General features: G+C 39.4%; 22 protein-coding genes and 1 pseudogene. 3 read left to right on the top strand and 20 right to left on the bottom strand.

Translation table 11 applies throughout. From position 1 onward, the window contains the following. Positions 1 to 93: 93 nt before the first annotated feature. The 7 genes from dtd to AC4D4B_RS05635 all read right to left on the bottom strand — a co-directional run bounded on the left by dtd (position 94) and on the right by AC4D4B_RS05635 (position 9,267). Complete coding sequence (dtd, locus tag AC4D4B_RS05665) at positions 94 to 537, bottom strand: D-aminoacyl-tRNA deacylase (protein WP_490996577.1); 444 nt, start codon at positions 535 to 537, stop codon at positions 94 to 96. Between the two features lie 10 nt (positions 538 to 547). Beyond that, positions 548 to 2,743, bottom strand: a complete 2,196-nt coding sequence (locus AC4D4B_RS05660; protein ID WP_490996576.1) for a RelA/SpoT family protein — start codon at positions 2,741 to 2,743, stop codon at positions 548 to 550. 215 nt (positions 2,744 to 2,958) lie between these two features. Then, a complete protein-coding gene (locus AC4D4B_RS05655) occupies positions 2,959 to 3,471 on the bottom strand; it encodes an adenine phosphoribosyltransferase (RefSeq protein ID WP_066105448.1) in 513 nt (170 codons plus the stop codon). Next, entirely contained in the window at positions 3,462 to 5,831 is a 2,370-nt protein-coding gene (gene recJ / locus AC4D4B_RS05650) for a single-stranded-DNA-specific exonuclease RecJ (protein ID WP_490996575.1), read from the bottom strand. Before recJ ends, AC4D4B_RS05655 begins: the two co-directional genes overlap by 10 nt. A 67-nt stretch (positions 5,832 to 5,898) precedes the next feature. Beyond that, positions 5,899 to 6,189 (bottom strand): LapA family protein, encoded by a 291-nt coding sequence (locus AC4D4B_RS05645; RefSeq protein ID WP_490996574.1) that lies wholly within the window; start codon positions 6,187 to 6,189, stop codon positions 5,899 to 5,901. Positions 6,190 to 6,453: 264 nt separating this feature from the next. Then, on the bottom strand, positions 6,454 to 8,721 hold the full coding sequence (secDF, locus tag AC4D4B_RS05640; protein ID WP_490996573.1) for a protein translocase subunit SecDF: 2,268 nt from the start codon (positions 8,719 to 8,721) through the stop codon (positions 6,454 to 6,456). Between the two features lie 237 nt (positions 8,722 to 8,958). Then, entirely contained in the window at positions 8,959 to 9,267 is a 309-nt protein-coding gene (locus AC4D4B_RS05635) for a post-transcriptional regulator (protein ID WP_490996572.1), read from the bottom strand. 131 nt (positions 9,268 to 9,398) lie between these two features. Here AC4D4B_RS05635 and spoVB point away from each other — a divergent pair, with 131 nt between their 5' ends. Continuing rightward, entirely contained in the window at positions 9,399 to 10,964 is a 1,566-nt protein-coding gene (gene spoVB / locus AC4D4B_RS05630; protein WP_490996571.1) for a stage V sporulation protein B, read from the top strand. Between the two features lie 9 nt (positions 10,965 to 10,973). On the opposite strand, the gene AC4D4B_RS05625 is transcribed toward spoVB, so the two are convergent. Beyond that, entirely contained in the window at positions 10,974 to 11,609 is a 636-nt protein-coding gene (locus AC4D4B_RS05625) for a DUF421 domain-containing protein (protein ID WP_490999495.1), read from the bottom strand. A gap of 170 nt (positions 11,610 to 11,779) precedes the next feature. Here AC4D4B_RS05625 and AC4D4B_RS05620 point away from each other — a divergent pair, with 170 nt between their 5' ends. Beyond that, on the top strand, positions 11,780 to 12,172 hold the full coding sequence (locus AC4D4B_RS05620) for a TIGR04086 family membrane protein (RefSeq protein WP_306821561.1): 393 nt from the start codon (positions 11,780 to 11,782) through the stop codon (positions 12,170 to 12,172). A gap of 32 nt (positions 12,173 to 12,204) precedes the next feature. Here AC4D4B_RS05620 and yajC read toward each other — a convergent pair whose 3' ends face one another. From yajC to safA, 9 genes and pseudogenes are all read right to left on the bottom strand, one after another. Continuing rightward, entirely contained in the window at positions 12,205 to 12,492 is a 288-nt protein-coding gene (gene yajC, locus AC4D4B_RS05615) for a preprotein translocase subunit YajC (protein ID WP_490996570.1), read from the bottom strand. 37 nt (positions 12,493 to 12,529) lie between these two features. Beyond that, positions 12,530 to 13,669: a tRNA guanosine(34) transglycosylase Tgt gene (tgt, locus tag AC4D4B_RS05610; protein WP_490996569.1), complete on the bottom strand. Its 1,140-nt coding sequence runs from the start codon at positions 13,667 to 13,669 to the stop codon at positions 12,530 to 12,532. A 23-nt stretch (positions 13,670 to 13,692) separates the two neighbouring features. Then, entirely contained in the window at positions 13,693 to 14,721 is a 1,029-nt protein-coding gene (gene queA, locus AC4D4B_RS05605; protein WP_490996568.1) for a tRNA preQ1(34) S-adenosylmethionine ribosyltransferase-isomerase QueA, read from the bottom strand. Between the two features lie 120 nt (positions 14,722 to 14,841). Then, entirely contained in the window at positions 14,842 to 15,048 is a 207-nt protein-coding gene (locus tag AC4D4B_RS05600; protein ID WP_490996567.1) for a DUF2905 domain-containing protein, read from the bottom strand. After that, a complete protein-coding gene (gene ruvB, locus AC4D4B_RS05595; protein ID WP_490996566.1) occupies positions 15,045 to 16,046 on the bottom strand; it encodes a Holliday junction branch migration DNA helicase RuvB in 1,002 nt (333 codons plus the stop codon). The genes AC4D4B_RS05600 and ruvB overlap by 4 nt, the downstream gene beginning before the upstream one ends. Positions 16,047 to 16,058: 12 nt before the next feature. Then, the gene (gene ruvA / locus AC4D4B_RS05590) at positions 16,059 to 16,670 is read right to left on the bottom strand and encodes a Holliday junction branch migration protein RuvA (RefSeq protein WP_066105483.1); all 612 of its coding nucleotides are present in this window, start codon (positions 16,668 to 16,670) and stop codon (positions 16,059 to 16,061) included. A 147-nt stretch (positions 16,671 to 16,817) separates the two neighbouring features. After that, a complete protein-coding gene (locus AC4D4B_RS05585; RefSeq protein ID WP_490996565.1) occupies positions 16,818 to 17,366 on the bottom strand; it encodes a BofC C-terminal domain-containing protein in 549 nt (182 codons plus the stop codon). 508 nt (positions 17,367 to 17,874) lie between these two features. Beyond that, on the bottom strand, positions 17,875 to 18,843 hold the full coding sequence (locus AC4D4B_RS05580) for a phosphotransferase (protein WP_490999389.1): 969 nt from the start codon (positions 18,841 to 18,843) through the stop codon (positions 17,875 to 17,877). Between the two features lie 1,442 nt (positions 18,844 to 20,285). Then, a pseudogene (safA, locus tag AC4D4B_RS05575) lies at positions 20,286 to 20,429 on the bottom strand (SafA/ExsA family spore coat assembly protein); the annotation flags it as partial. A 170-nt stretch (positions 20,430 to 20,599) separates the two neighbouring features. Between safA and AC4D4B_RS05570 the strand changes: the two are divergent. After that, on the top strand, positions 20,600 to 21,139 hold the full coding sequence (locus tag AC4D4B_RS05570; RefSeq protein ID WP_490996562.1) for a transcription repressor NadR: 540 nt from the start codon (positions 20,600 to 20,602) through the stop codon (positions 21,137 to 21,139). Positions 21,140 to 21,249: 110 nt separating this feature from the next. Here AC4D4B_RS05570 and pheA read toward each other — a convergent pair whose 3' ends face one another. The 3 genes from pheA to obgE all read right to left on the bottom strand — a co-directional run bounded on the left by pheA (position 21,250) and on the right by obgE (position 23,941). Then, positions 21,250 to 22,092, bottom strand: a complete 843-nt coding sequence (gene pheA / locus AC4D4B_RS05565; RefSeq protein ID WP_490996672.1) for a prephenate dehydratase — start codon at positions 22,090 to 22,092, stop codon at positions 21,250 to 21,252. Positions 22,093 to 22,158: 66 nt separating this feature from the next. After that, positions 22,159 to 22,611, bottom strand: a complete 453-nt coding sequence (locus AC4D4B_RS05560) for an ACT domain-containing protein (protein WP_490996561.1) — start codon at positions 22,609 to 22,611, stop codon at positions 22,159 to 22,161. Positions 22,612 to 22,651: 40 nt separating this feature from the next. Next, positions 22,652 to 23,941: a GTPase ObgE gene (gene obgE, locus AC4D4B_RS05555; protein WP_490999388.1), complete on the bottom strand. Its 1,290-nt coding sequence runs from the start codon at positions 23,939 to 23,941 to the stop codon at positions 22,652 to 22,654. Between the last annotated feature and the right edge of the window lie 25 nt (positions 23,942 to 23,966).

The raw sequence follows: 23,966 nt of genomic DNA, 5'->3' as shown, positions 1-23,966 counted from the left end.
ATTGATACACAAAAAAACACCACCATATGTCCGAAATAACTCAGACATATGGTGGTGCACGGTTCTAAAAGAACGCCACTGCGTTGTTGACTTTTAGCTTTTGCTTTCAAGAATAAGCGTCACAGGTCCGTCGTTAATGAGCTCGACATCCATCATCGCCCCAAATCTGCCTGTTTCCACTTTCAAACCTTTTTCTCTCAGCATATCGTTAAACAAATCATACAATTTTTCAGCTTCATCCGGCTTGGCTGCTGCCATAAAGTTTGGGCGCCTTCCCTTGCGGCAATCACCATATAAAGTAAATTGGGAAATCGATAAAATCTCGCCGCCCACATCAAGCAAGGAATGGTTCATTTTCATATTTTCGTCTTCAAATATGCGCAAATGAACGATTTTATCAGCAAGGTAACGGCAATCCTCTTCTGTATCCTCATGAGTGATTCCAACCAATAACACAAACCCGGAGGTAATGGCGCCGACTGTTTCACCATCCACACGCACTGAAGCTGCCTTTGAACGTTGCAATACCACTTTCATTTTTTTACCCCTAACTCATAATTCTTCTGACAGAATAAATATCTGAAATTTGCTTAATTCGTTCAACTACCTTATGCAAATGACTTACATTATAAATGGATATAGACATGGTAATTGTTGCACTTTTGTTCCTGTCTGTACGACCTGATACAGCCGTAATATTGGTCTTCGTTTCACTTACAGCTTGAAGCACTTCATTTAACAAGCCATTCCGGTCAAATCCATTTATTTCGATATCAACATTGTATTCTTTTCGTACGCTCTGACTGCTTTCCCATTCTACCGGGATAATCCGTTCTTTACTTTCTTCATCCAATACATTGACACAGTCTGCCCGATGGACCGAAACACCGCGTCCTTTTGTAATGTAACCAACTATTTCATCACCAGGAACAGGATTACAGCAGCGTGATAATCTGATTAACATATTGTCAATCCCTTTTACACGAACCCCGGAATCCTTCTTCTTCGTTTTCGGTATCATACGCAACTCAGAGACCGCATCAAGCAAGCTTACTTCCTGATCTTTTTCTCTCTTTTTACGAAGCTTATCCGTTAACCTTGTCGCAATTTGAGCAGCTGTTATTCCGTTGTAGCCCACTGCTGCATACATATCATCTTCATTGGCAAAATTGAATTTTTCAGCGACTTTCCGCAGGTTCTCTGTAGTACAAACTTCTTTCACATCGTATTCCATTGCCTTGACTTCTTTATCAACTAATTCTTTGCCTTTTTCAATATTTTCTTCTCTGCGTTGCTTTTTAAAGAATTGTCGTATTTTATTTCGTGCCTGTGAAGTTTTTGCCAGCTTCAGCCAATCCTGACTTGGGCCATAGGAATGTTTAGATGTTAATATTTCAATAATATCGCCAGTTTTCAGCACATAATCCAGCGTAACCATTTTCCCGTTCACTTTAGCGCCAATCGTTTTATTGCCGATTTCTGAGTGGACGCGGTAAGCAAAATCAATCGGTACGGATCCTTTTGGCAGCTCATACACATCACCTTTTGGTGAAAAAACAAATACCATATCCGCAAATAAATCCAGTTTGAGAGATTCCATAAATTCCTCTGCATTGGTAGAGGCATCCTGGAATTCAACAATCTCTCTGAACCAATCCAGCTTTTTATCCATTCGTTGTGTCGACGTTAAATCCTTGCCTTCTTTATAGGCCCAGTGTGCCGCAATCCCGAATTCAGCTGTTCGGTGCATTTCAGTCGTACGAATCTGCACTTCCAATGGTTCACCCTTTGGACCAATAATGGTCGTATGAAGGGATTGATACATATTTGCTTTCGGCATGGCTATATAATCCTTGAAACGACCAGGCATTGGCTTCCAGCATGTATGAATGATACCAAGAACTGCATAGCAATCTTTAATACTATTTACAATAATACGGACTGCCGTTAAATCATAAATCTCTTCAAACTGTTTATTTTGAAGAGCCATTTTCCGATAGATACTGTAAATATGCTTTGGTCGTCCAAATATATCAGCCTGAATAGAAACTTCCTTCAGCTTTTCCTTCATTCGGTCGGTGACATCTGATAGATACTCTTCTCGCTCTGCCCTCTTCTTTTTCATCAAATTCACAATTCGATAGTATTGCTGAGGATTTAAATAGCGGAGAGCGGTATCTTCAAGTTCCCATTTAATCGTTGAAATACCGAGTCTATGCGCAAGCGGAGCAAATATTTCGAGCGTTTCATTCGCAATCCTGCGCTGTTTTTCAACAGGTAAATGTTTCAGAGTACGCATATTATGCAGCCTATCAGCCAATTTAATCATGATGACACGAATATCCTTAGCCATTGCGATAAACATTTTGCGGTGATTCTCAGCTTGCTGCTCTTCCTTTGATTTATATTTAATTTTTCCAAGCTTTGTTACACCGTCAACCAAAAGGGCTACTTCTTCGTTAAAGGTTTCCTTAATGTCTTCCAGTGTTACGGAAGTATCTTCCACAACGTCATGTAAAAATCCGCCCGCTACTGTAAATGTATCCATCTCTAAGCTCGCCAGGATGGCAGCAACTTGAATTGGATGGATAATATACGGCTCACCGGATTTGCGATATTGCTCCTTGTGAGCTTCTTTGGCGAATTCATACGCTTTTTCTAAGAATGCCACATCTTTTTCATTCATATAGTTTCTTGCTTTATCAAAGACCTGCTCAGCGGTATAAATTTGCTCATTTGCCATGAAATCACCTTTTACTCCGTATTTCCACGTTTTTTGCATATCGTTATCTATGTTAAACCATATAGGTTAATCGTTAAAAAGAGGATTGTTTCTATTATCATCAAAAAAAGTTTTCTTGTAAAGTAACGAACAAGATTTAATCTGTTGTTTCGCTATTATTCGCAATTTGATAATATAAAAAGCGCTCTAATAATTAGAACGCCATTACTATATGCTTAATATTCCATTAATGTGAGTATATCATAGCCGGCAAGTTTTTTTCTGCCCTCAAGGTATGTTAACTCAACTAAAAATGCTAATCCTGCTACAACTCCGCCAAGCTCTTCAACCAATTTAATAGTTGCTTCCATTGTTCCGCCTGTAGCCAATAAATCATCAGTAATTAATACTCTCTGACCTGGTTTGATTGCATCTTTATGAATAGTTAACACATCTTTACCGTATTCCAAACCGTATTCAACTTTAAAGGTTTCTCTAGGCAGCTTGCCTTCTTTACGCACTGGCGCAAAACCAACTTCCATTGCATAAGCTACAGGGCAGCCGATAATGAATCCACGTGCTTCAGGTCCTACAATAATATCAATTTCTTTCTCTTTAGCAAACTTTACAATTTGATCTGTTGCATATTTATATGCCTTTCCGTTATCCATAAGTGGGGTAATATCTTTAAATTTAATCCCTGGCTTAGGCCAATCCTCTACGATCGCTATATATTGTTTTAAATCCATTGCTCAGTTTCCTCCTTGTTTTCCATGTGGGATCGAATCAACTTGCCAAGGTATTCATAAAGCTGATTGAATGAAGCGTAGAGAAGCTCTTGTTCCAACGCCATTCTTGCTTGTCTTTCTTGATAGGTTTTAGATTCTTGCAGATCCCGTTTCATACTGGTCCTTACCAAATCAATGAGTCCGTTATTTATTGTAACAAACTCGAGCTCAAAAAACACCTTTGTCATAAAATCAATATTTTCTTTTGACCAACCTTTATGAATATTCAGCATGGAACGCAGTTCTTTATAAGATATAGGTCCCTTTTTTGCCAACAAGGCATAATACCATTTAAATTGGTCTCTTGTTGGAAACGCTGAGAAATAATCATTTTGAGTGGTACGAAAATAAACATACACTCTTTTAGGCAATTTACCAATAAAAAGTGCTTCAAATATATCTTTTTGTGAAGGTAAATCTGCTAAAACTACATGGTAACCGTCTAAAGTTTCCTGTTGAGCGGCTTCTAAAGAGGAAATATGGATAATTTGATCATTCTCTTTAGTATATTCCGTCAGCCATACCTTACTCTCTTCCTGAAATAAGATAATTTTGCGTGGAGACGGCACTGTCTGAACATGTATTTTCCCCTTATCGCTGCGACAATCAAATAACTGCCACCCTGGTACAGATAGATCCTGTAAAAACAATTGCGGCTTTTTTATATTATTCCATTCATTTATCGCCAATTCTCCAATAACAGATACCTTGGCCTGTGGAGATAAATGATCAAGGAACTCTCCTAATCCAAACCCAATGGTGTCTAACCCAGCATCATTTTGTTCAAGCTGAAGTTTAAGGTGAGTTTTATCTGCTCCAATTTTCCTGGAAGTTGTTATTGAGGCATCCTCAATCAAAATCCGCGGTTTTGGGTTTTTCATCCCGTACGGTGCAAGCTGGGACATTTGCTGAATAAGCGTTAATGAAATTTCATCAATCGCAACTAAGCTATCTATCTCAGTAACAGGCTGGAAATCTTCTTCTGTTAGAATTTCATTAGCCTGATTGATCAATCGTTGTCTCAATTCCTCAACATCTTCTATTTTCAGTGTCATACCAGCAGCCATAGGATGGCCCCCAAAATGAGGAAGCAATTCTCTGTTTAAAGATAAGTTTTGAAATAGATCAAATCCCGGGATACTGCGTGCAGATCCCTTTGCTGTTCCTTTCTCACGATCAATACTTAATACGATTGTCGGACGATAATATTTTTCTACAAGCTTACTGGCTACAATCCCTACTACTCCAGTATTCCAACCTTCACGGGCAATAATTAGGACCGGATTAGTTTCAGGTGGATACTTATTCTCCACTTCTTCAATCGCTTCCTGGGTCATTTCTTTTACGATTGATTGCCGCTCTTTATTCAACAAATCTATTTCGTCGGCTATCGAATCAGCTTCTTCCTGACTTTCAGTAAGTAAAAGCTCTACAGCCGGATCTGCTGATTCCAATCTTCCTACAGCATTTATTCTCGGTGCCAATCCAAATCCAATGGAATCCTCATTTAATGAATCGCGCTGAATACCTGCTTTTTGACAAAGGGCAAGGATTCCTGGTCTTGTTGATTTCTTTAATGCCTGAATCCCTTTAATCGCAATTAATCTATTTTCATCATGAAGAGGAACTAAGTCAGCCACTGTTCCAATTGCAGCAATGCCTATCAACTCATCAGGCAATTCACCAAGTAAAGCATGGGCCAATTTCATTGCCACACCGGCACCGGCCAACTCTGAAAACGGATAGGTTTCACCCGGCTTTTTGGGATGAAGGATAGCTAATGCCTGCGGTAACTCAGGACCCGGTTCATGATGGTCCGTCACAATATAATCCATTCCCAATTCTTTCGCCACTTGAGCCTCATGGATGGCCGAAATGCCACAGTCTACTGTGATAAGCAACGTAGTTCCCTGTTCTTTTATGAATTGAAAAGCCTCTTCATTTGGGCCATAGCCTTCTGTAAAGCGATTTGGAATATACCATGACACATGTTCTGCTCCCATTATTTTAAGCGTGAGCATCAAAATGGTTGTACTGCTGACACCATCGGCATCATAGTCTCCGAATATTGTAATCTTTTCGTTGTTTTTTACTGCTTTCACAATCCGCCTCACAGCTTCTTCCATACCTGACAGTAAAAAAGGATCATGGAAATCATGCTGGGCTGCATACAAAAAAGACCGCGCTTCTTCTACGGTCTTTATTCCTCTGTTGACCAATAATGTAGCCACAATACGCGGCTGTTCAAGTTCTTGCATGAATAGATTTATAATCGTTTCGTCAGCTTTTTTTACAAGCCAACGTGTTTTTGATTGTAACATATTGTCACCCCTGACCTATCTATTATAAAAAATATCTATCAAAGGTTCAATGAGTGATTCTAAATATTTATGATTTAGGGTGAATGTTACGTTCACTACCATCCAATTCATTATGAACTATCCGTTCATTTTTTATTTCTTTTATCTGCTTAGTCAGAGAGACAATCCGAACTGCCATTACAGAACCAACAATGATTCCACCCATGGCAACCGAACCTAATATAACCAAAATTAATGGCCAATGAGCCGTTCCAAAGACATAATTAACATCCACTTTATCTACATTAACAACAGCAAAAATAGCAACGATAAGAGCAAATACTATCCCAAGAATCACGTACCATTGAAGTTTTTTCATATTCTTACTCCTTTATAAAGTATTATGAAATATCCTATTAAATCTTTGTATATAGTTTTAATCCCCTTATCATACAAAGGGAAAACGTACTCGATGAATGTTTGTTAGTCTATTGTTTACCTTTACCATATCTTGCATACACAACAAAAAAGCACACAAAATGATCAGTTATAACATAAAGTCTTTTTGTAAATCTGGTGTAGCTCTCATAAAAACAGCCCGTTTCTCAAGAAAGAGAAACGGGCTATTTTGTATGAAACGTCATTAAACTTGCGGTTGATCGTTGTTTACGCGTTTTTCTTTATATGTTTTGATAACACCTTTCTTCTTCAGCTCTTTGCCTTTTAGGATTCCATAAATAGGGGCTGCAAGCAGAATAGAAGAATACATACCTGTTACCAAACCGATTAATAGAGCAAGGTTAAAATTAAAGATTGATTCGCTTCCAAGGAACATCATCGCCAACACAGTAACTAACACGGTTAGAACTGTATTGATAGACCTGACCATTGTTTGGCGAACACTGATATTAATAATCTCATTAATTTCTTCCTGAGTCTTAATGCGTTTTTTCATTTGCATATTCTCACGAATACGGTCAAACGTAACGATTGTATCATTAATCGAATACCCAATAATGGTTAATATAGCTGCTATAAACGTTAAGTCCACTTCGATTTTAAAAATACTGAAGATGGTTATAATCATAAACGCATCATGCAAGAGTGCCAGTATAGAAGGAAGAGCCATTCTCCATTCAAAGCGGAGAGTCGCATAAATGACAATACCAACTGAAGCAATTGCTACCGCAATCAGTGCATTTTTGGCTAACTCCTTACCAATTGTCGGGGATACCGTACTTATATTCGGATTATGCCCATACTTGGATTCAAAGTAATTGCTTAGCTCTGCAATTTCATCTTTTGAAAAGACATCTTTCGTCCGTACGACAGCCGATGTGTTACCCTCACCAGCCATAACGATATCTTGCGAATCAATTTTGTTTTCACTCAAATCTTTTTGAATTTCATCTACTGATAGTTCTTTATCAGCATTAATTTGAATTCTGGATCCGCTGGAAAAATCAATACCTGTATTTAAACCATTTATAAATAAGGATCCTACTCCAATTATGGTTAATATAATAGAGAAGATAAAGAATTTCTTAGCAGGCTTAATGAAATCCCATTTATCAAACTTCGTAGGTAAATATTTATCCTTTTTAAATTCATTTAAATCATGAATGTCACTTTTCTTAACAGCGAACCAGCCTGGGCGATTGTTAAGGAAGTTACTGTTCACCCATAAGGACATAATCAATCTTGTACCATACACAGCCGTTATAAAGCTGACTAATATACTGACAATTAAACTGGTCGCAAATCCTTTGACTGAGCTTATCCCAAAAAAGAACAGAACAGCCGCTGCAAGCAAGGTTGTAATATTAGCATCCATGATTGTGGCTAAAGAGTGTTTATTCCCTTCTTTATAGGCTGCCTTAATGGAACGACCCTTGCGAATTTCGTCCCGGATCCGTTCATTTGTAATAATGTTCGCATCGACTGCCATCCCTACCCCCAGTATGAGGGCAGCTATACCTGGCAATGTAAGAACTGCATTCATCCAATCAAATACGAGAATGACTAAATAAATATAGGCAGACAATGATACAACCGCAATCACGCCTGGGAAACGATAATAAGCAACCATAAAAATAAAGATTGCCAAAATCCCAACAATTCCGGCTAAAAGAGTATTATTTAATGCTTCTTCACCGAATTTAGCACCAACAGATGTTGAATAGATTTCATCAAGTTTAACCGGCAGCGCACCTGCATTTAAAATTTCAGCGAGGTCTTTAGCCTCTTCTACAGTGAAATCACCTGAGATAACGGCTGTATCTGAATTAATCACTTGATTTACGTTTGGTGCTGAAATAAATTTAGGATCCTCTTTTGTTATCTCTTCTTTATAAGAATCTTTTCCTTCTTCAAAATCCAGCCAAATCGCTAATTGATTCTCTGGAGCCATAGCTAATATATCACGTGTTACCTGTCCAAATTTTTCCGCATCTTTTAATTGGACCTGTACAATGGGTTGATTGGTTTGACTATCAAAGGATTGGCTCGCCCCTCCTTCTTTTAAGTCCCCGCCATCCATTCTCACTTTATCGTTTACATCACGAAAAGTTAAATTAGCTTGCGTTGAAAGAAGTTCCCTTGCCTTCTCCTGGTCATCTACACCTGCAAGCTGTACCCGAATTCTATTTCCGCTTTCAACTTGAATACTCGGCTCACTGACACCGAGAACATTGATTCTTCGGTCCAGCGCGCTGGCAGTAGCCGCCATTGCTTTTTCATCGATCTTTTGTCCATCTTTTGCTGGCTCCACTTTATAAAGAACTTCAAACCCGCCCTGTAAATCAAGGCCCAGCTTAATGTTTTGCATGATATTAGACGTTGTACCAACAAAGGTAACTCCTAATACGATTACAATAAGGAAGAAAGCCAGGATTCTACTTCTCTTAACCATTATGTAAATAGCCCCCTAATCATAATATCCCGATTGAAGCAGCATGGAAGGACGCTACTTTAATAAAACGTGATTATCCGAAATACTTCGGTTCCTATGTTTTATTCCAGTTGTTTCAATCTTTTAAAATTTAATTTTACCGTTCTTATTATGAAAGATAGAATACAAAGTGTCAATTTGATTTCTTATGAATTGGAAATTAATGCATGGTTATATACCGCTTATATTTCTATAAAATCACGAAAATAAATCTTTAAATTCTTCAAGCCCTGAAGCCATATTTTTCTTCATAGCCTCACCTTCTTTTAATGCCTCTATTGTCACATAATTCATATAATGTGCCACTTTAACACTCATGATATCTTGAAAAATTTCATATGCCCTTATTTCAGGATTAGGTTTCTTCCATTTTTTATTCGTTAAATACATCCAAATATCGTTTCCCTCAACCTCCGGATAACCTAACAATTGAAATTCTTCTTGTTTACTTTTTAAAGCTGGTAACATTTCTGAACGAAATTTCTCATACGGATGCTGTCTGTCCAATTTAATCGTCCTCCAACCCTCATTTTTCATAGATATTCACTTTTTCTGTGAAGCTTGTCATGGTTAGTCCATTTGCATGCATATAGATAATTGTATATGATTGCTGCTTGTTTGAGAAGGAGGGGAATTGAATGTCCAAGTTTATAAGGGGAACTGTTATCTTATTGATTGCAGGATTCATTACGAAAATCTTAGGATTTATTAATCGAATTGTGATTGCCCGCTTTATCGGTGAAGAGGGCGTCGGTCTATATATGATGGCATTGCCATCATTATATCTAGTGATTGCAATCGTTCAGCTTGGAATGCCCATTGCAATCTCAAAATTTGTGGCAGAGGCATCAGCAAAAGGGGATCATCAAAAAACAAAGAAAATACTGGTTGTTTCTTTATGTGTAACCGGAGGTCTTTCTCTTATTTTCACCCCATTATTATTTATGCTTGCTCCATATTTATCAACTCATGTATTTACAGACTCCCGAACTTTACTGCCTTTATTGGCGATTGCACCGATTGTACCAATTACGGCTGTTTCAGCTGTCTTGCGCGGATACTTTCAAGGGAAACAAAATATGAAGCCATATGCCATCTCAAATATTATCGAACAAATCGTACGTATTTCAATGATAGCAGCATTGACGAAGGCCTTTTTGCCCTATGGAATTGAATATGCAGCTGCCGGTGCCATGGTAGCCTCAGTCATTGGAGAAATTGCCTCCTTGCTATATTTAATGTTGATGTTTAAATTTAAAAAGAGTTTCAAAATGAGAAAACAATTTTTCAGCTATGTTTCATCTGGTAAAGATACATTAAAGGAGCTTTTATCCATTGCCATTCCTACTACAGGAAGCAGGATGATTGGATCTATTACTTGGTTTTTTGAACCGATTGTTGTGGCAAGGAGTCTTTTGGCAGCGGGGGTTGCGACAGGCGTTGCTACTGCACAATATGGTGAACTGGCTGGGTATGCCGTACCATTACTTATGCTCCCTTCCTTTATCACCCATTCACTGGGTACATCATTAGTCCCTGCTGTCAGTGAAGCCTATTATAAAGGAAATATTAAACAGGTGATCCACCGGCTGCAGCAGTCGCTCCGATTTGCTTTTTTAAGTGGAACCCTAGCCGTGGTCACTCTATATGTACTCGCTGAACCAGTCATGCAGGTCATGTATCATAATGACCATGCCAGCATATATGTACGATTTATGGCACCCTTTTTTCTGCTCTTCTTTTTTCAAGGTCCTCTTCAGGCTACGTTGCAGGCTCTTAATATGGCCAGAGCGGCTATGTTTAACAGTCTAATTGGATCAATAACAAAAATTATCTTAATCCTCACTCTCGTAACACAGCCGAATATCGGGATTATGGGAGCTGCTATTGCCATCTGTGTATCTACTGTGCTTGTTACTCTTTTACATTTTGCTACTGTCATGAAGAAAATCCACTTAACTATTTACTTGCATGAATACATCATGGCTCTTGTCGTCATGTCCATCTCCGGATTAATCGGACACATGCTCTATGAACAATGGTTAGTCGGAATCCCTGTGATTCAGCGTTTAATTCTATCAATAGCAGTTATCGTATGCGTCTTTGCAATTGGTTGTTTATTAACAGGCTTAATACGAAAGAAGGAAATCAGAAGAGTCCCTATTATCGGTACTCTTTTATCAAAACTAGCATTATTTCCATAACAGCAAAGACTAATCCGCATCATTAATAAATAATTCACCATCTTCCATACCGCAGAAGAGGATTTTTTTGACATTTTTGTATCCTTTTCTATCTAACTCCTGAATAAGCCAGCTTTCTGATTTTCCTAACTCTTTTAAATTCTCCTTTTGTATCATTCCATCTTGAATGAGAGGGAAGAGTGGAGCTGGCTGATTATGATTATTTTTTTTGTATGATTCCTTCTGGTAAACCGATAATTTCCCTGAAGGCTCAAAAATGGCATATTCAATATCACTCATTTTCTCTACTTGCTGGTCACGTAACTGCATTAGCAAATCATCAAAATTATAACGCAGCTTTCTCATGGCGTTTTTATCAATTTTCCCTTTGTGAATAATAATAGAAGGTTTTCCATCTATCAATTTCCGAAAAAACGGCCATTTAAGAGAAATAAAAGCAAGTGAAACTTGAATAATTAATAATGATACAAGTGGTATAATGGAATCCAATAAACTCCCACTTTTGTTTTCAATAGCTATAACAGCTATATCCGCCATCATCATAAAAACAATTAAATCAAGCAGGCTTAGCTCCCCTATTTCTCTCTTCCCCATGATTCGGAAGACCAGCAAAATAATAAGATATAAAACGGCCGTGCGCCCCATAATTTCCAAATACTCAAGCACCTTTATCCCCCTCTATTCGAATACATACCTTAGTGTGTATTCGAATAGCAAAAAATAATCATTTATTTAACTGGTTGTACAAAAATTGCATTCTAAATAAAAAGAATCGGAATAAATTATTTATAGAGATCCAATAGAAGATAAGGAGGTTGACCATAATCGAAACAAAAAACATAGGTTCTGCCATTTTGTACGGAGTTGTAACCATCTTTATTATGGCTGCTTTGTTCAGCTTATTATTCTCTTTATTACTTAGATTCACAAGTATTTCTGAATCTTCTTTAACGTATATCATCATGGCTCTCTCTTTTTTAACATTGTTTATTGGGGGATTTATATCCGGTGGAAAAGGAAAAAAACAAGGATGGCTACTCGGGGGCAGTACAGGCCTAATCTATACTTTAATTGTTTTCCTCTATCAATATCTGGGGCTTGAGACCGTATTTACATCTACGCAACTAATCTATAATGGCTGTTTTATTATCACGGCTATGATGGGTGGAGTACTGGGGGTAAATATGAACGGCGGATCACGAAACTAAAAAACCTAGCCATTCGGCTAGGTTTTTTCATATTAATCTTCTTTCGTTGTTACTGGACTTTCTTTTTTCTCAACTACTTGAGAAACAGATCTTCTATCAAATGTTAGACGAGAACCGTCTGGACTTTTGATAATGACAGTACCTTCATTAATAGAATCAACAGTTCCGTGAAGACCACCAATCGTCACGACTTTATCTCCTCTTTGTAAGGCAGCTTGCATTTGTTCAGTTGCTTTTTGTCTCTTTTGCTGAGGGCGGATTAAAATAAAGTAGAAAAACACCAACAGTAAAATTGGCAACAAGAATTGGGATAATACCATATTATTTTCACTCCTTTCATTACATTAGTAAGAATGGTTAGAAGTTTTTTGCATTTGGTTTATTGAACCCATAATTCTCAAAAAATTCTTCCCTAAAGTCTCCAAGCCGATCTTCCCTGATAGCTTGTCGAACTTGCTCCATTAAGTTTAGCAGAAAATATAGATTATGATAAGAGGTTAAGCGAATTCCGAATGTTTCGTCACATCTGATAAGGTGGCGAATATACGCTCTTGAATATGTTTTACAAACATGACAGTCACAATTCGGATCCAATGGGCCAAAATCCATAGAATATTTGGCGTTCTTAACTACTAGTCTTCCTTCAGAAGTCATTAGTGTACCGTTCCGGGCAATTCTCGTTGGCAATACGCAGTCAAACATATCAACTCCACGGATTGCTCCATCAATTAGGGAGTCCGGAGAACCAACACCCATTAAATAACGTGGTTTATTGGACGGCAATAACGGTGTAGTGAATTCAAGAGCACGATTCATGACATCCTTCGGCTCCCCTACACTTAATCCGCCAATAGCATATCCCGGAAAATCCAAAGATACTAAATCGCTGGCACTTTGACGGCGAAGATCTTCATATTCTCCACCTTGTACGATTCCAAATAGCCCTTGATCATTCGGTCTTTCATGCGCCTTCAGACAGCGCTCTGCCCATCTGGATGTTCTCTCAACGGATTTCTTCATATATTCATGTGTTGCAGGATATGGAGGACATTCATCAAATGCCATCATAATGTCAGAACCTAAAATGTTTTGGATTTCCATAGCCTTTTCAGGAGATAAAAATAATTTATCACCGTTTAAATGGTTACGGAAATGCACGCCCTCTTCTTCTATTTTTCTGAATTGACTCAAACTGAATACCTGGAAACCGCCGGAATCAGTTAAAATGGCACGATCCCAGTTCATAAATTTGTGTAACCCACCGGCAGCCTTAATGACCTCTGTACCTGGACGCAGCCACAGATGATACGTATTGCCTAATATAATATTGGCACCCATTTGCTTCAATTCTTCTGGTGACATCGTTTTAACTGTAGCCAAGGTTCCTACAGGCATAAACGCGGGTGTTTCAAAACTACCATGAGGTGTATGAACCCGTCCCAGTCGGGCTCCTGTCTGTTTACATGTTTTAATTAATTCATAACGGATTGCTGTCAATCGTGATACTCCTCTCAAAAATCTTACTTAATAAACATTGCATCGCCAAAGCTGAAAAATCTGTATTTTTCACGAACGGCTGTATTGTATGCATTTAATACATGCTCGCGCCCAGCAAGAGCGCTGATTAACATAATCAACGTGGACTTCGGAAGGTGGAAATTCGTAATCATTCCATCAATGGCTTTAAATTCAAATCCAGGATAGATAAAAATATTAGTCCAACCGCTTGCCTCAGCAAAGCTGCCATTGTAATCACGGGCAATCGTTTCAAGGGTACGTGTGGATGTAGTTCCCACCGAGAATATATTGCCTCCCTCTTCTCTAACCCGATTTAATAGCTGAGCTGTTTCAGCATTCATTTGGTAAAACTCTGAATGCATATCATGCCCTTCGATTGTATCGGATGAGACCGGCCTGAATGTTCCAAGCCCAACATGAAGCGTAATAAAAGCTAAATGTACGCCCATTTCTTTAATCTCTGCAAGCAGCTCTTCCGTAAAGTGCAATCCGGCTGTAGGTGCTGCTGCTGATCCTTCTTCCCGCGCATATACGGTTTGATAGCGGTCTTTGTCCGATAACCGCTCTTTAATATATGGAGGCAGAGGCATTTCACCAAGGTCCTCTAATACTTCATAAAAAATGCCGTCATATTTAAATTCAAATTCCCTGCCGCCATGCTCCATCTCTTTTACACAAACAGCTGTAAGCTGGCCGTCACCAAACACAACCTCTGTTCCAACGCGAATACGTTTCGCTGGTTTGGCAAGCGTTTCCCATACGTCCCCTTTAATTTGCTTCAAAAGAAGAAGTTCTATATGAGCACCTGTATCCTTCTTCTCTCCATGCAATCTGGCCGGCAGTACCTTTGTATCGTTTAGGACGAGGCAATCTCCAGGTTTCAAGAATTCTTTAATATGTTTAAATTGCGTATGATTCACATCACCCGTCTCTTTATCGAGGACCATCAATCTGCTTTCTTCACGTTTTTCAAGCGGAGTTTGGGCAATTAATTCCTCAGGCAAATGAAAATCAAATAAATCTACTTTCATGGTGACACTTCCATTTCTTTAACTAGTAATCATGCAGCACACTCAAATGGCGGAATTTACATATCTTTTAATGACGGCAAACCAATTCGGCCAACGGATTTATTCACACGACATTAACATTCATTTAAAACGGCTGATGATATAAAAAAACACTGATAATAAAATACTGACAATAATAGACGTCATAATAGGAAAATAAAAAGTAGTATTTCCTTTTTTAAATAAAATATCACCAGGAAGCCGTCCAATTTTAATGAATTGCATTAAAAAACCAACCACAAAAATGGCCACACCTATCATCATAATCGTTTTTGGTAAATGATTCATGAATTTGGCACTTCCAAATTGAAATGGCGATACACATGTTCAGTCACAATCCGACCGCGAGGTGTTCGCTGCATAAATCCAATCTGCATTAAATAGGGTTCATACACATCCTCAATTGTGCCGGATTCTTCGCCAATTGTAGCTGCAATCGTATCCAGCCCTACAGGTCCGCCTTTAAACTTTTCTATGATTCCAAGCAATAACTTTCTATCAATCTGGTCAAGTCCAACCTTATCCACCTGCATTAATTCCAAGGCATAATCGGCTAAACCGAACTGAATATCTCCATCGCCACGTACCTGTGCAAAGTCACGCACTCTTCTAAGCAATCTGTTTGCAATCCTTGGCGTGCCCCTGGACCTGCGGGCAATTTCGCTCGCCGCTGATTCCTCAATCACTGTGTCCAGCACCTGGGCTGTACGGGTCACGATTTCGCGCAGCTGTGACTCAGTATAATACTCCAACCTGGATATGACACCGAAACGGTCACGTAATGGCGCTGATAAAGCACCCGCTCTCGTTGTGGCTCCCACAAGGGTGAAAGGGGGCAAATCCAATCGAACAGAGCGCGCTCCAGGTCCTTTACCGATTACGATATCTAGGCAAAAATCCTCCATCGCAGGATACAGTACCTCTTCAACAGATTTTGGAAGTCGATGGATTTCATCAATAAATAAAACCTCACCAGGCTGAAGAGAACTTAAGATAGCAGCTAAATCGCCGGGGCGTTCAATAGCAGGTCCAGATGTAGTACGAATTTCCACTCCCATTTCATTCGCAATGATTGTGGCCAATGTCGTTTTACCAAGTCCCGGTGGGCCATACAGCAACACATGATCAAGCGCCTCTTCTCTCATTTTGGCTGCTTCAATAAATACACGCAAATTCTCTTTTACTTTATCCTGCCCAATATATTGTTCAAGTGAATGGGGTCTCAGACTATATTCAAACGTCTCATCCTGATTTTGTGCATGCAGGTCCATGATTCGCTCTTCCAAGTTGTCCACCTCCTATTTCAACATAAGCTGTAATGCACCTTTTATATATTCTTCCGTTGTTTTTTCCTCTTTTTCAAGCTTCGGCACTAATTTCTTAACTTCCTTCTCGGAGTAACCTAGTGCCTGTAATGCAAGCAATGCTTCTTCCAACGCAATATTCTTAGTGGAGTAGCTCAATTCTTTTCCATCTGCCGTTTGGAATAAATCAGGGAATGCATCTGGAGAAACATCTTCAAGCTTCCCTTTTAGGTCAAGAATCATTTGTCTTGCCGTTTTCTTTCCAATGCCCGGGAATTTAACAAGAAACTTCTCATCCTCAGATTCAATAGCTTCCACAACCTGATCGACTCTTCCACTCGCGAGTACAGCAAGCGCACCTTTTGGACCGATACCTGTGACATTTAATAATTTTATAAACAGTTTCTTTTCTTCTCTTGAACTAAAACCGTACAATGCCTGTAGGTCTTCACGTACATAGTGATGTACGTAAATTTTCTTTTCCTCATTCGTTCCGGAAAATACAAATGGATTTGGCGCATGAATTAAATAACCAATCCCGTTATTCTCGACTACTATATATTCAGGACAGACATAGTCTATCCGACCTTTTATAAAATCGTACAACGTTTACCTCTCCTCTAATTCGACTGTAAACCATTGTACCATACTACATTTAACCATTATACACTACCAGCACAAATGTTTGATTTTTTGATTTTTAAGAAAACAGCCAAAAGAGCTGTCGCAGGTAAACGATCAGCTCTTTATAAATTATTGAAGCGTTTTAGAAGCCGGTGTTGAATAAGATTTATAAACTTCCAAGAACTTAAGATATCTTTCTTTGTTTACGATCCTAACACCATTCTGCAATTCCGATTTTTCAGTGGATTCCAGCTTCTTTAAATCAATTTGATAGAAAGATTGAATGATTTGATCCCTGGCAGGCTTGCCGTTAAAAATAGTAATCGTTCCATCAGATTTAATTCCAAAATACCCATTTCCCTTTAATAAAGGAGAAATATCATCAACATATGTTTGGAATACAAGCTGCTGATCGTTTTGGTCCACCAATAGCCACTTATCATATTTTCTCCAAAAATCATCCATGGAAATAATCGTTTCCTCGATTTTTTCTTCACTCATCTCTCCATCCAAATAAACTCGCTGAAGAATGACTGTTCGCTGGATTGGAGCAATTCCAAGGACCGGACTATCCTGACCAGCATCGTTTCTAACCGCAACACCTACGTGATCATTCATACCTGGAATGACTATTAAACAAAGCAAACAAGCCACCAGGAAAAAGTACCGTCCATTCATCTAACCCACCTCACTAAGATGTAAATCACAACTCCCCACCAGTATTCCCAAAAAATAAAAAGTAATACTAAAGTGCTGAAGTGGCTTGTTCAGAAGCGAGGAGCATAAGACAGAGGCACAAAGGGGCCGTCCTTCCCCCGAAGTGGCTATGCTTATGTCCCGAGCTTCTAGCCACTGAAGCCGGATTACATATAGTGCTGAGGCGACTGTTCAGGAGCGAAAAGCATAAGACGAATACTCAGTGGGAGTGTTCTTCCCTCCCGCAGAGTATTTGCTTATGTCTCGAGCTCCTAGGAGCCGAAGCCGGATTTACTAAAAAGCTGAAGGGCCTTGATTAAGGAACGAAGACTAAATACGCCACGTCCTGGGGCAACGTCTTCATGACCTACATCCTGTAGGCCTCCGACAAGCATAAGCAAGATGCAAAAAAGGACGCACATATATGATGTCCATCCTTTTCAATCATTTCATTATACAGTTGCTATTATATGGTTTCATAATCTTAAATCTATATGCGTCCAATCCTTTTTTTTAACTCTGTAAACAACTGAATCCTCTTTGGTAAGTCTTCCTTCGTAATATTCAATAGAGAATCAAGGCGATGACTTGAATTCCATAATTGATCACGGCAGATTCTATTCCATTCTCTATAAATATCAGTTGGAAAACTAAGTCCAATCAAAAAGAACGGATTATCGCGATATTTTTTAAACTGAGGAAAAGAAAGAATCTCTTTCAATGAGCAATTATTAAAAATTAGCAATCTGTTGGCATACTGTAAATAATCAATCATAGGCGGTGCCTCTGCCATCAAATCAAAATCAATAAGGAGGAGCTCACCATCATCTTTTCTAAAAAAGTTGTGATGCGCCAGGTCGCCATGAATGATGACCGGATCTTCATCCACATCCTCAAGCTCATATGGACCCAGCTTATTTAATGCCCATTCTCCCATTCTTAAATATTCGGTCAGCATCGAGTCGGGAATAACCCTATTGAGCATATTTATATTAGATGTAAATTCTCCTAATCGTTCTCTCCATTTTGATACTTGTGAAAAAGTGTATTTTTTCACTGTCAAATCATTGATTATCGTAGCAGAAGCCTCGTGCATCTTATTTAACAATGTCAAACCTTCTAATCGCTCCGAATAATTCTCATACGTAAAACTTCTTGGATGCTTTGATAAATATTCTATAAAACCAATTGATTTACCTTTACATCCAAACGGCTTAATTTCATTAGAAAACACATAAGATCCATTGAACCCTACTTTTCGCAGCTTTTGTAAAAACTCGAGTTGCATGAGTAATCTTGTTTGATTTACAAATTGTTTAGCTATAAATATACCCTTATTTGTACTAACCTTTATCAACTTTGGTTTGATAGCTTTCATCTCATAAACTACAATATTTTGTTGACTTAAATAAGCAAGGAGGCAGTCTTTTAGACTGCCTCCCTCCTGCTCCCTCATCATGATTGACCTTCTTGCTCACTGCTTTCTTCCTGTGTCCTTGGCATATCAAATGCTGCCGGCTCGATATGCGGTATCACATGCTGGCCATTGGGATTGTAGGAAGGAGATCCTGCTTCAAACTGCTGACCCCCATACCTTTGATGAAATTGGGAATCCTGAAAAAATGGTTGTTGAGCAGCCTGCTGATACATAGGGTGAGTCATGCCTTGATGGTCATACTGACCCATTTGTTGACCCATTCCTTGGTGGTCATACTGGCCTGTTTGCTGACCCATTCCTTGGTGATCATATTGACCCATTTGTTGATCCATTCCTTGTTGGTCATACTGACCCATCTGTTGACCCATTCCTTGTTGGTCCATTTGCTGACCCATTCCTTGGTGGTCATACTGACCCATTTGTTGACCCATTCCCTGGTGGTCATACTGACCCATTGAATGACTCATTCCTTGGTGGTCATATTGATTCATTGGCTGATAAAATGTCCCCTGTGCTCCTGTATCAGAACAGCCGCAGCCTTTCGGTATATACCCATCAAACGGAATATATTGCTGTTGCTGCTTATGATGATGATAATCCATCATATGGCTTGACGATTCCATCCCATAATAGGAAGATTCATGTCCGTGATGCCCAAATCCAGGTTGCTGAAAGTATCCCTGTGTTCCTTGCATAGGGTATTGACCATATGGTGACATGGTTCCCCCTTGCTGTTGAGGGTAGTATTCTCCCTGGCTACCCATAAAATGGGGTGAATCGTGATACCCATGGTGAATGGTAGAGCTGTCTCCCATATCGTCTTCATAACCCCAGTAAGGCTGTTGAATATACGGTTGGTGATAAGACGGTCCAGTCATATATGACTGATTAAAATAAGGCGTTGGATAGGCCATGCATGGATGCATCATAACTGGCGGACAGCATGGATCATAATATGGAATCATAGGCGGACAATATTCCGGCATATATTGCGGCATTGGCTGCGGTTTCGGCATTGGCTTGTGCTGCGGTTTCGGCATTGGTTTTTCCATTTTCTTCGGCTTTTCTTTTATGACTGGCTTCTCTTTAACTTTAGGTACCTCCTTAATAATAGGCATAGGAGGAGGTGTTTGCATTTCCATTTTGGCCATATTCATTAAATAATAGTTGTTGATATCGATTTCTGGTACAACAGGTTTCACACTGGCCTGGGGGGCAACATACGGCATTTTAGGCTTTTCTTTAACAGGCTTTTCTTTTTTAATATCCATCGGTTGAATTGGCATCTCCTTCACTGCTGGTGGTGGTGACACAATCGGCATTTCTTTCGGTTTACTCGGAACTGTCTCTGCTTTTATACTTTCCTTCACATTTGAACTCCCACCTGAAATAGGAGCTTCCTTTACTGTTCCAAAATTAATCTTTGTATTGCCTCCTTTTTTTACAGATGGAGACGTATTATCGGGTATTTTAATTTTCATGCCAGGCATCAGCATATCCGGATTGCTGAGCTGTGAATTCATTTTCTTTAATGTTTCAAAATTCACTCCATATTTCTTAGCAATCTTCCATAATGTGTCGCCCTTTTGGACGATGTGTATTTTCACGCATAATCCCTCCCTACGCATATGTCCATATATACTATGATTGATTGGGCAGATTGCTATTGATTCAAGAAAATTTATGCGGAATTATTCTTGTTTATGAAGAAAATCCCTCTATGTTACAATAAAGACAACCAATATTTTAAAATAACACCTAAGCAAGGAGGGCATAAGTGATGATTCAGAAAAAATATACAACAGAAGAACGGCGTAAATACATCCTATCCATTTTAAAAGAACGTCATGAACCGATTACGGGAAGTGAGCTCTCTGTTATTTGCTCAGTCAGCCGCCAAATCATAGTTGGAGATATTACCTTGCTTAAAGCACGGAATGAACCGATCATTGCCACGCCAAGCGGATACATTTATATACATCAAATCGATCCAAAACTGGAACGGAAAACAAGGATTATAGCGAGTTTTCATACGCCTGAACAAGCAGAAGAGGAATTACTGCTTTTAGTGGACTGCGGTGTTACGGTAAAGGATGTAAAAGTGGAACATCCCATGTACGGTGACTTAACAGCATCCATTATGGTCAGCACCAGACAAGATGTCCGGCAGTTTATCGCCAATCTAAAAAATACAAATGCCTCTCTCTTGTCCCAGTTAACAAATGGTTTACATCTTCATACAATCGAAGCTGCAAGTGAAGCAGAGCTCGAGCAAGCTGTACAGGCATTAAGAAATGCAGGTTTTTTGAAAGAATAATTAGATATGCTGCGCAGTTTTTAATTATGTACAACTTAAAAAAACAGGAACAAATAAATAGGACCCCTGCTGAATATAGCAGGGGTCCTTCATTTATATCCGAGTGATGATTAATAACTATAATAACTGCCCATAACCGTAACTTTACAACCCAAGGCTTCCATTTCGGCAATGGCACCCGGCAACAGAATATCATCCATCTTTTGTTCAATATCGATAATGAAGAAATAGTTGCCAAGTCCTGTTTTTAATGGTCTGGACTCGATTTTGGAAAGGTTAAGCTTCCTCCACGAAAAAGCTGATAACACTTGATGGAGAGCTCCGGCATGGTCAGCTGGAAGCAATACCATAACCGTTGTTTTTTCTCCTTTTTGTTGAATAGGGATCATTTTTTCCGATAACGGCTTATGACCCAGAACAACAAATCGTGTATGGTTATGAGAATAATCGTGTATATCCCATTTAACAATCGAAAGTCCATATTCTTCAGCGGCCATTTCATTTGCAATCGCTGCTGTCATCTCATCCGGATGCTCCTGAATATAGTGCGCGGCTGCAGCAGTGGAGGTTATACTTTCACATCGTACGCCTTTCATATCTCCATGCAGAAATTTGTGACATTGGGCTATCGCATGGCTGTGCGAAATAATCCGATCAATCCTGGTTAACTCATTGACATGAGAAGGGTGAACCATTAAATGCTGGCGAATCGGAGAGGAAAACTCCGCTACTATCGGAATCTGGACTTCATGAATCAAATAATCCAGTGTGATATTGACTGATCCCTCCAAAGCATTTTCTAATGGTACAACCGCATAATCGACCAGCTTAGCTTCCACAGCATCAATACACTCAGGAATCGTCATAAAAGCCTGCCTTTGTCCATAGGGAAATAATTTTGATGCTGCCAAATCACAAAATGTAGCTTTTGGTCCTAAATAGGCAATACGTATGTCCAAAGTGTTCTCCCCCTGCTTTAAGCTTCTCTGTTTCTCTATCTATGTATGAATATTTATTTTTCAAGCTCCTGAGCCTAAAATTTCAACCTTATCCACGAATTCAAGCCTTTTTAAACGGTTTATAAATTCATTCATTTCCATATGCATCTCACCTGTGTTTAACGATAAGGTTACATTTGCACGTCCCTGAATCGGAATGGTTTGATGGATGGTCAGCACGTTGCATCCCGAGGATGCAACGATACCGAGTAATTCAGAAAGCGTGCCTGATCTGTCTTCCAAATGGAAAAATAGCGTAATAATTTTTTCTTTTACAACTGAATGAAAAGGAAAAACCGTATCTCTGTACTTATAAAAAGCACTTCTGCTTAAATCGACGCTTTTAACAGCCTCCCAAACAGAAACAGCCTTTCCTCTTTCAATCATCTCTTTAGCCTGCAACGTTTTTTGCATCGCCTCAGGCAATACATCTTCCCTGACTAAATAAAATTTCTTATCAGCTTTATTATGCAAGCAAGTTCACCCTCTTTGGAACCATCCTTAAACTTTATGCTTAATCTACAAATTCAAATTCATATTCCATTAAACGAACAATATCTCCGTCAACTGCGCCGCGTTTTCTAAGAGCTTCATCCACACCCATTGCTCTAAGCTGGCGGGCAAAGCGTTTAATGGATTCATCACGGCTGAAGTCTGTCATCTTGAATATTTTTTCAAGCTTATCGCCAGTAACAACAAAGGTACCGTCCGATTCTCTTGTAATAACGAATTCTGCTTTCTCTGCCTCATGTTTATAGAGAACACGGTGGACGCCGCCTGTCTCTTCTTCATGCTCAAGCGGGAATTCCGGAGTTTCCTCAATTTTATCAGCCACAGCAAACAGTAATTCACGTAAGCCTTCATGAGTAACCGATGAAATCGGGAAGACTGGTACATCGTCTTCTAACTTTTCTTTAAAAGCCTTTAAATTCTCTTCAGAATCAGGCATATCCATTTTACTTGCTGCGATAATTTGCGGCCTTTCTGTTAGGCGTAAATTATACTCTTCAAGCTCCTTATTAATAGTTACATAATCTTCATAAGGATCACGGCCTTCCTGACCGGACATATCAATGACATGGACGATTACACGCGTACGCTCAATATGGCGCAGGAATTGATGTCCAAGCCCAACACCTTCATGAGCCCCTTCAATCAGTCCAGGTAAATCAGCCATGACGAAGCTGCGTCCATCACCGGTTTCAACAACACCCAGATTAGGGACAATCGTAGTGAAATGGTACTCAGCAATCTTCGGCTTAGCAGCTGAAACAGACGATAGCAATGTGGATTTACCTACACTCGGAAATCCAACCAGACCCACATCTGCCAGTAATTTCAATTCCATAATGATATCACGTTCAATCCCTGGTTCACCCTTTTCAGATAGTTCAGGAGCCGGGTTTGCAGGTGTAGCAAAACGAGTATTACCACGTCCGCCTCGTCCGCCCTTTGCAATAATGGCACGCTGGCCGTGTTCGGTTAAATCTGCAATAATTTCACCAGTATTGGCATCGGAAACAACTGTGCCCGGAGGAACTTTGACAATCATGTCAGCTGAATTCTTACCATGCTGATTTTTAGACATTCCATGTTCCCCTCGGGGTGCTTTAAAATGCCTTTTATATCGGAAATCCATTAGTGTGCGAAGTCCTTCTTCTACTTCAAATACAACATTCGCTCCATGGCCTCCGTCTCCACCGGCCGGACCGCCCTTAGGAACATACTTTTCTCTTCGGAAAGCGACCATTCCATTGCCGCCATCTCCACCTTTAACGTAAATCTTGACTTGATCCACAAACATGGGTGGTAACACCTACTTTCTGCTT

This window comes from Pradoshia sp. Z6_59, from assembly GCF_058267515.1.
The sequence above is the reverse complement of the archived record's forward strand: the minus strand, read 5'-3'. Positions and strand labels throughout refer to the sequence as shown.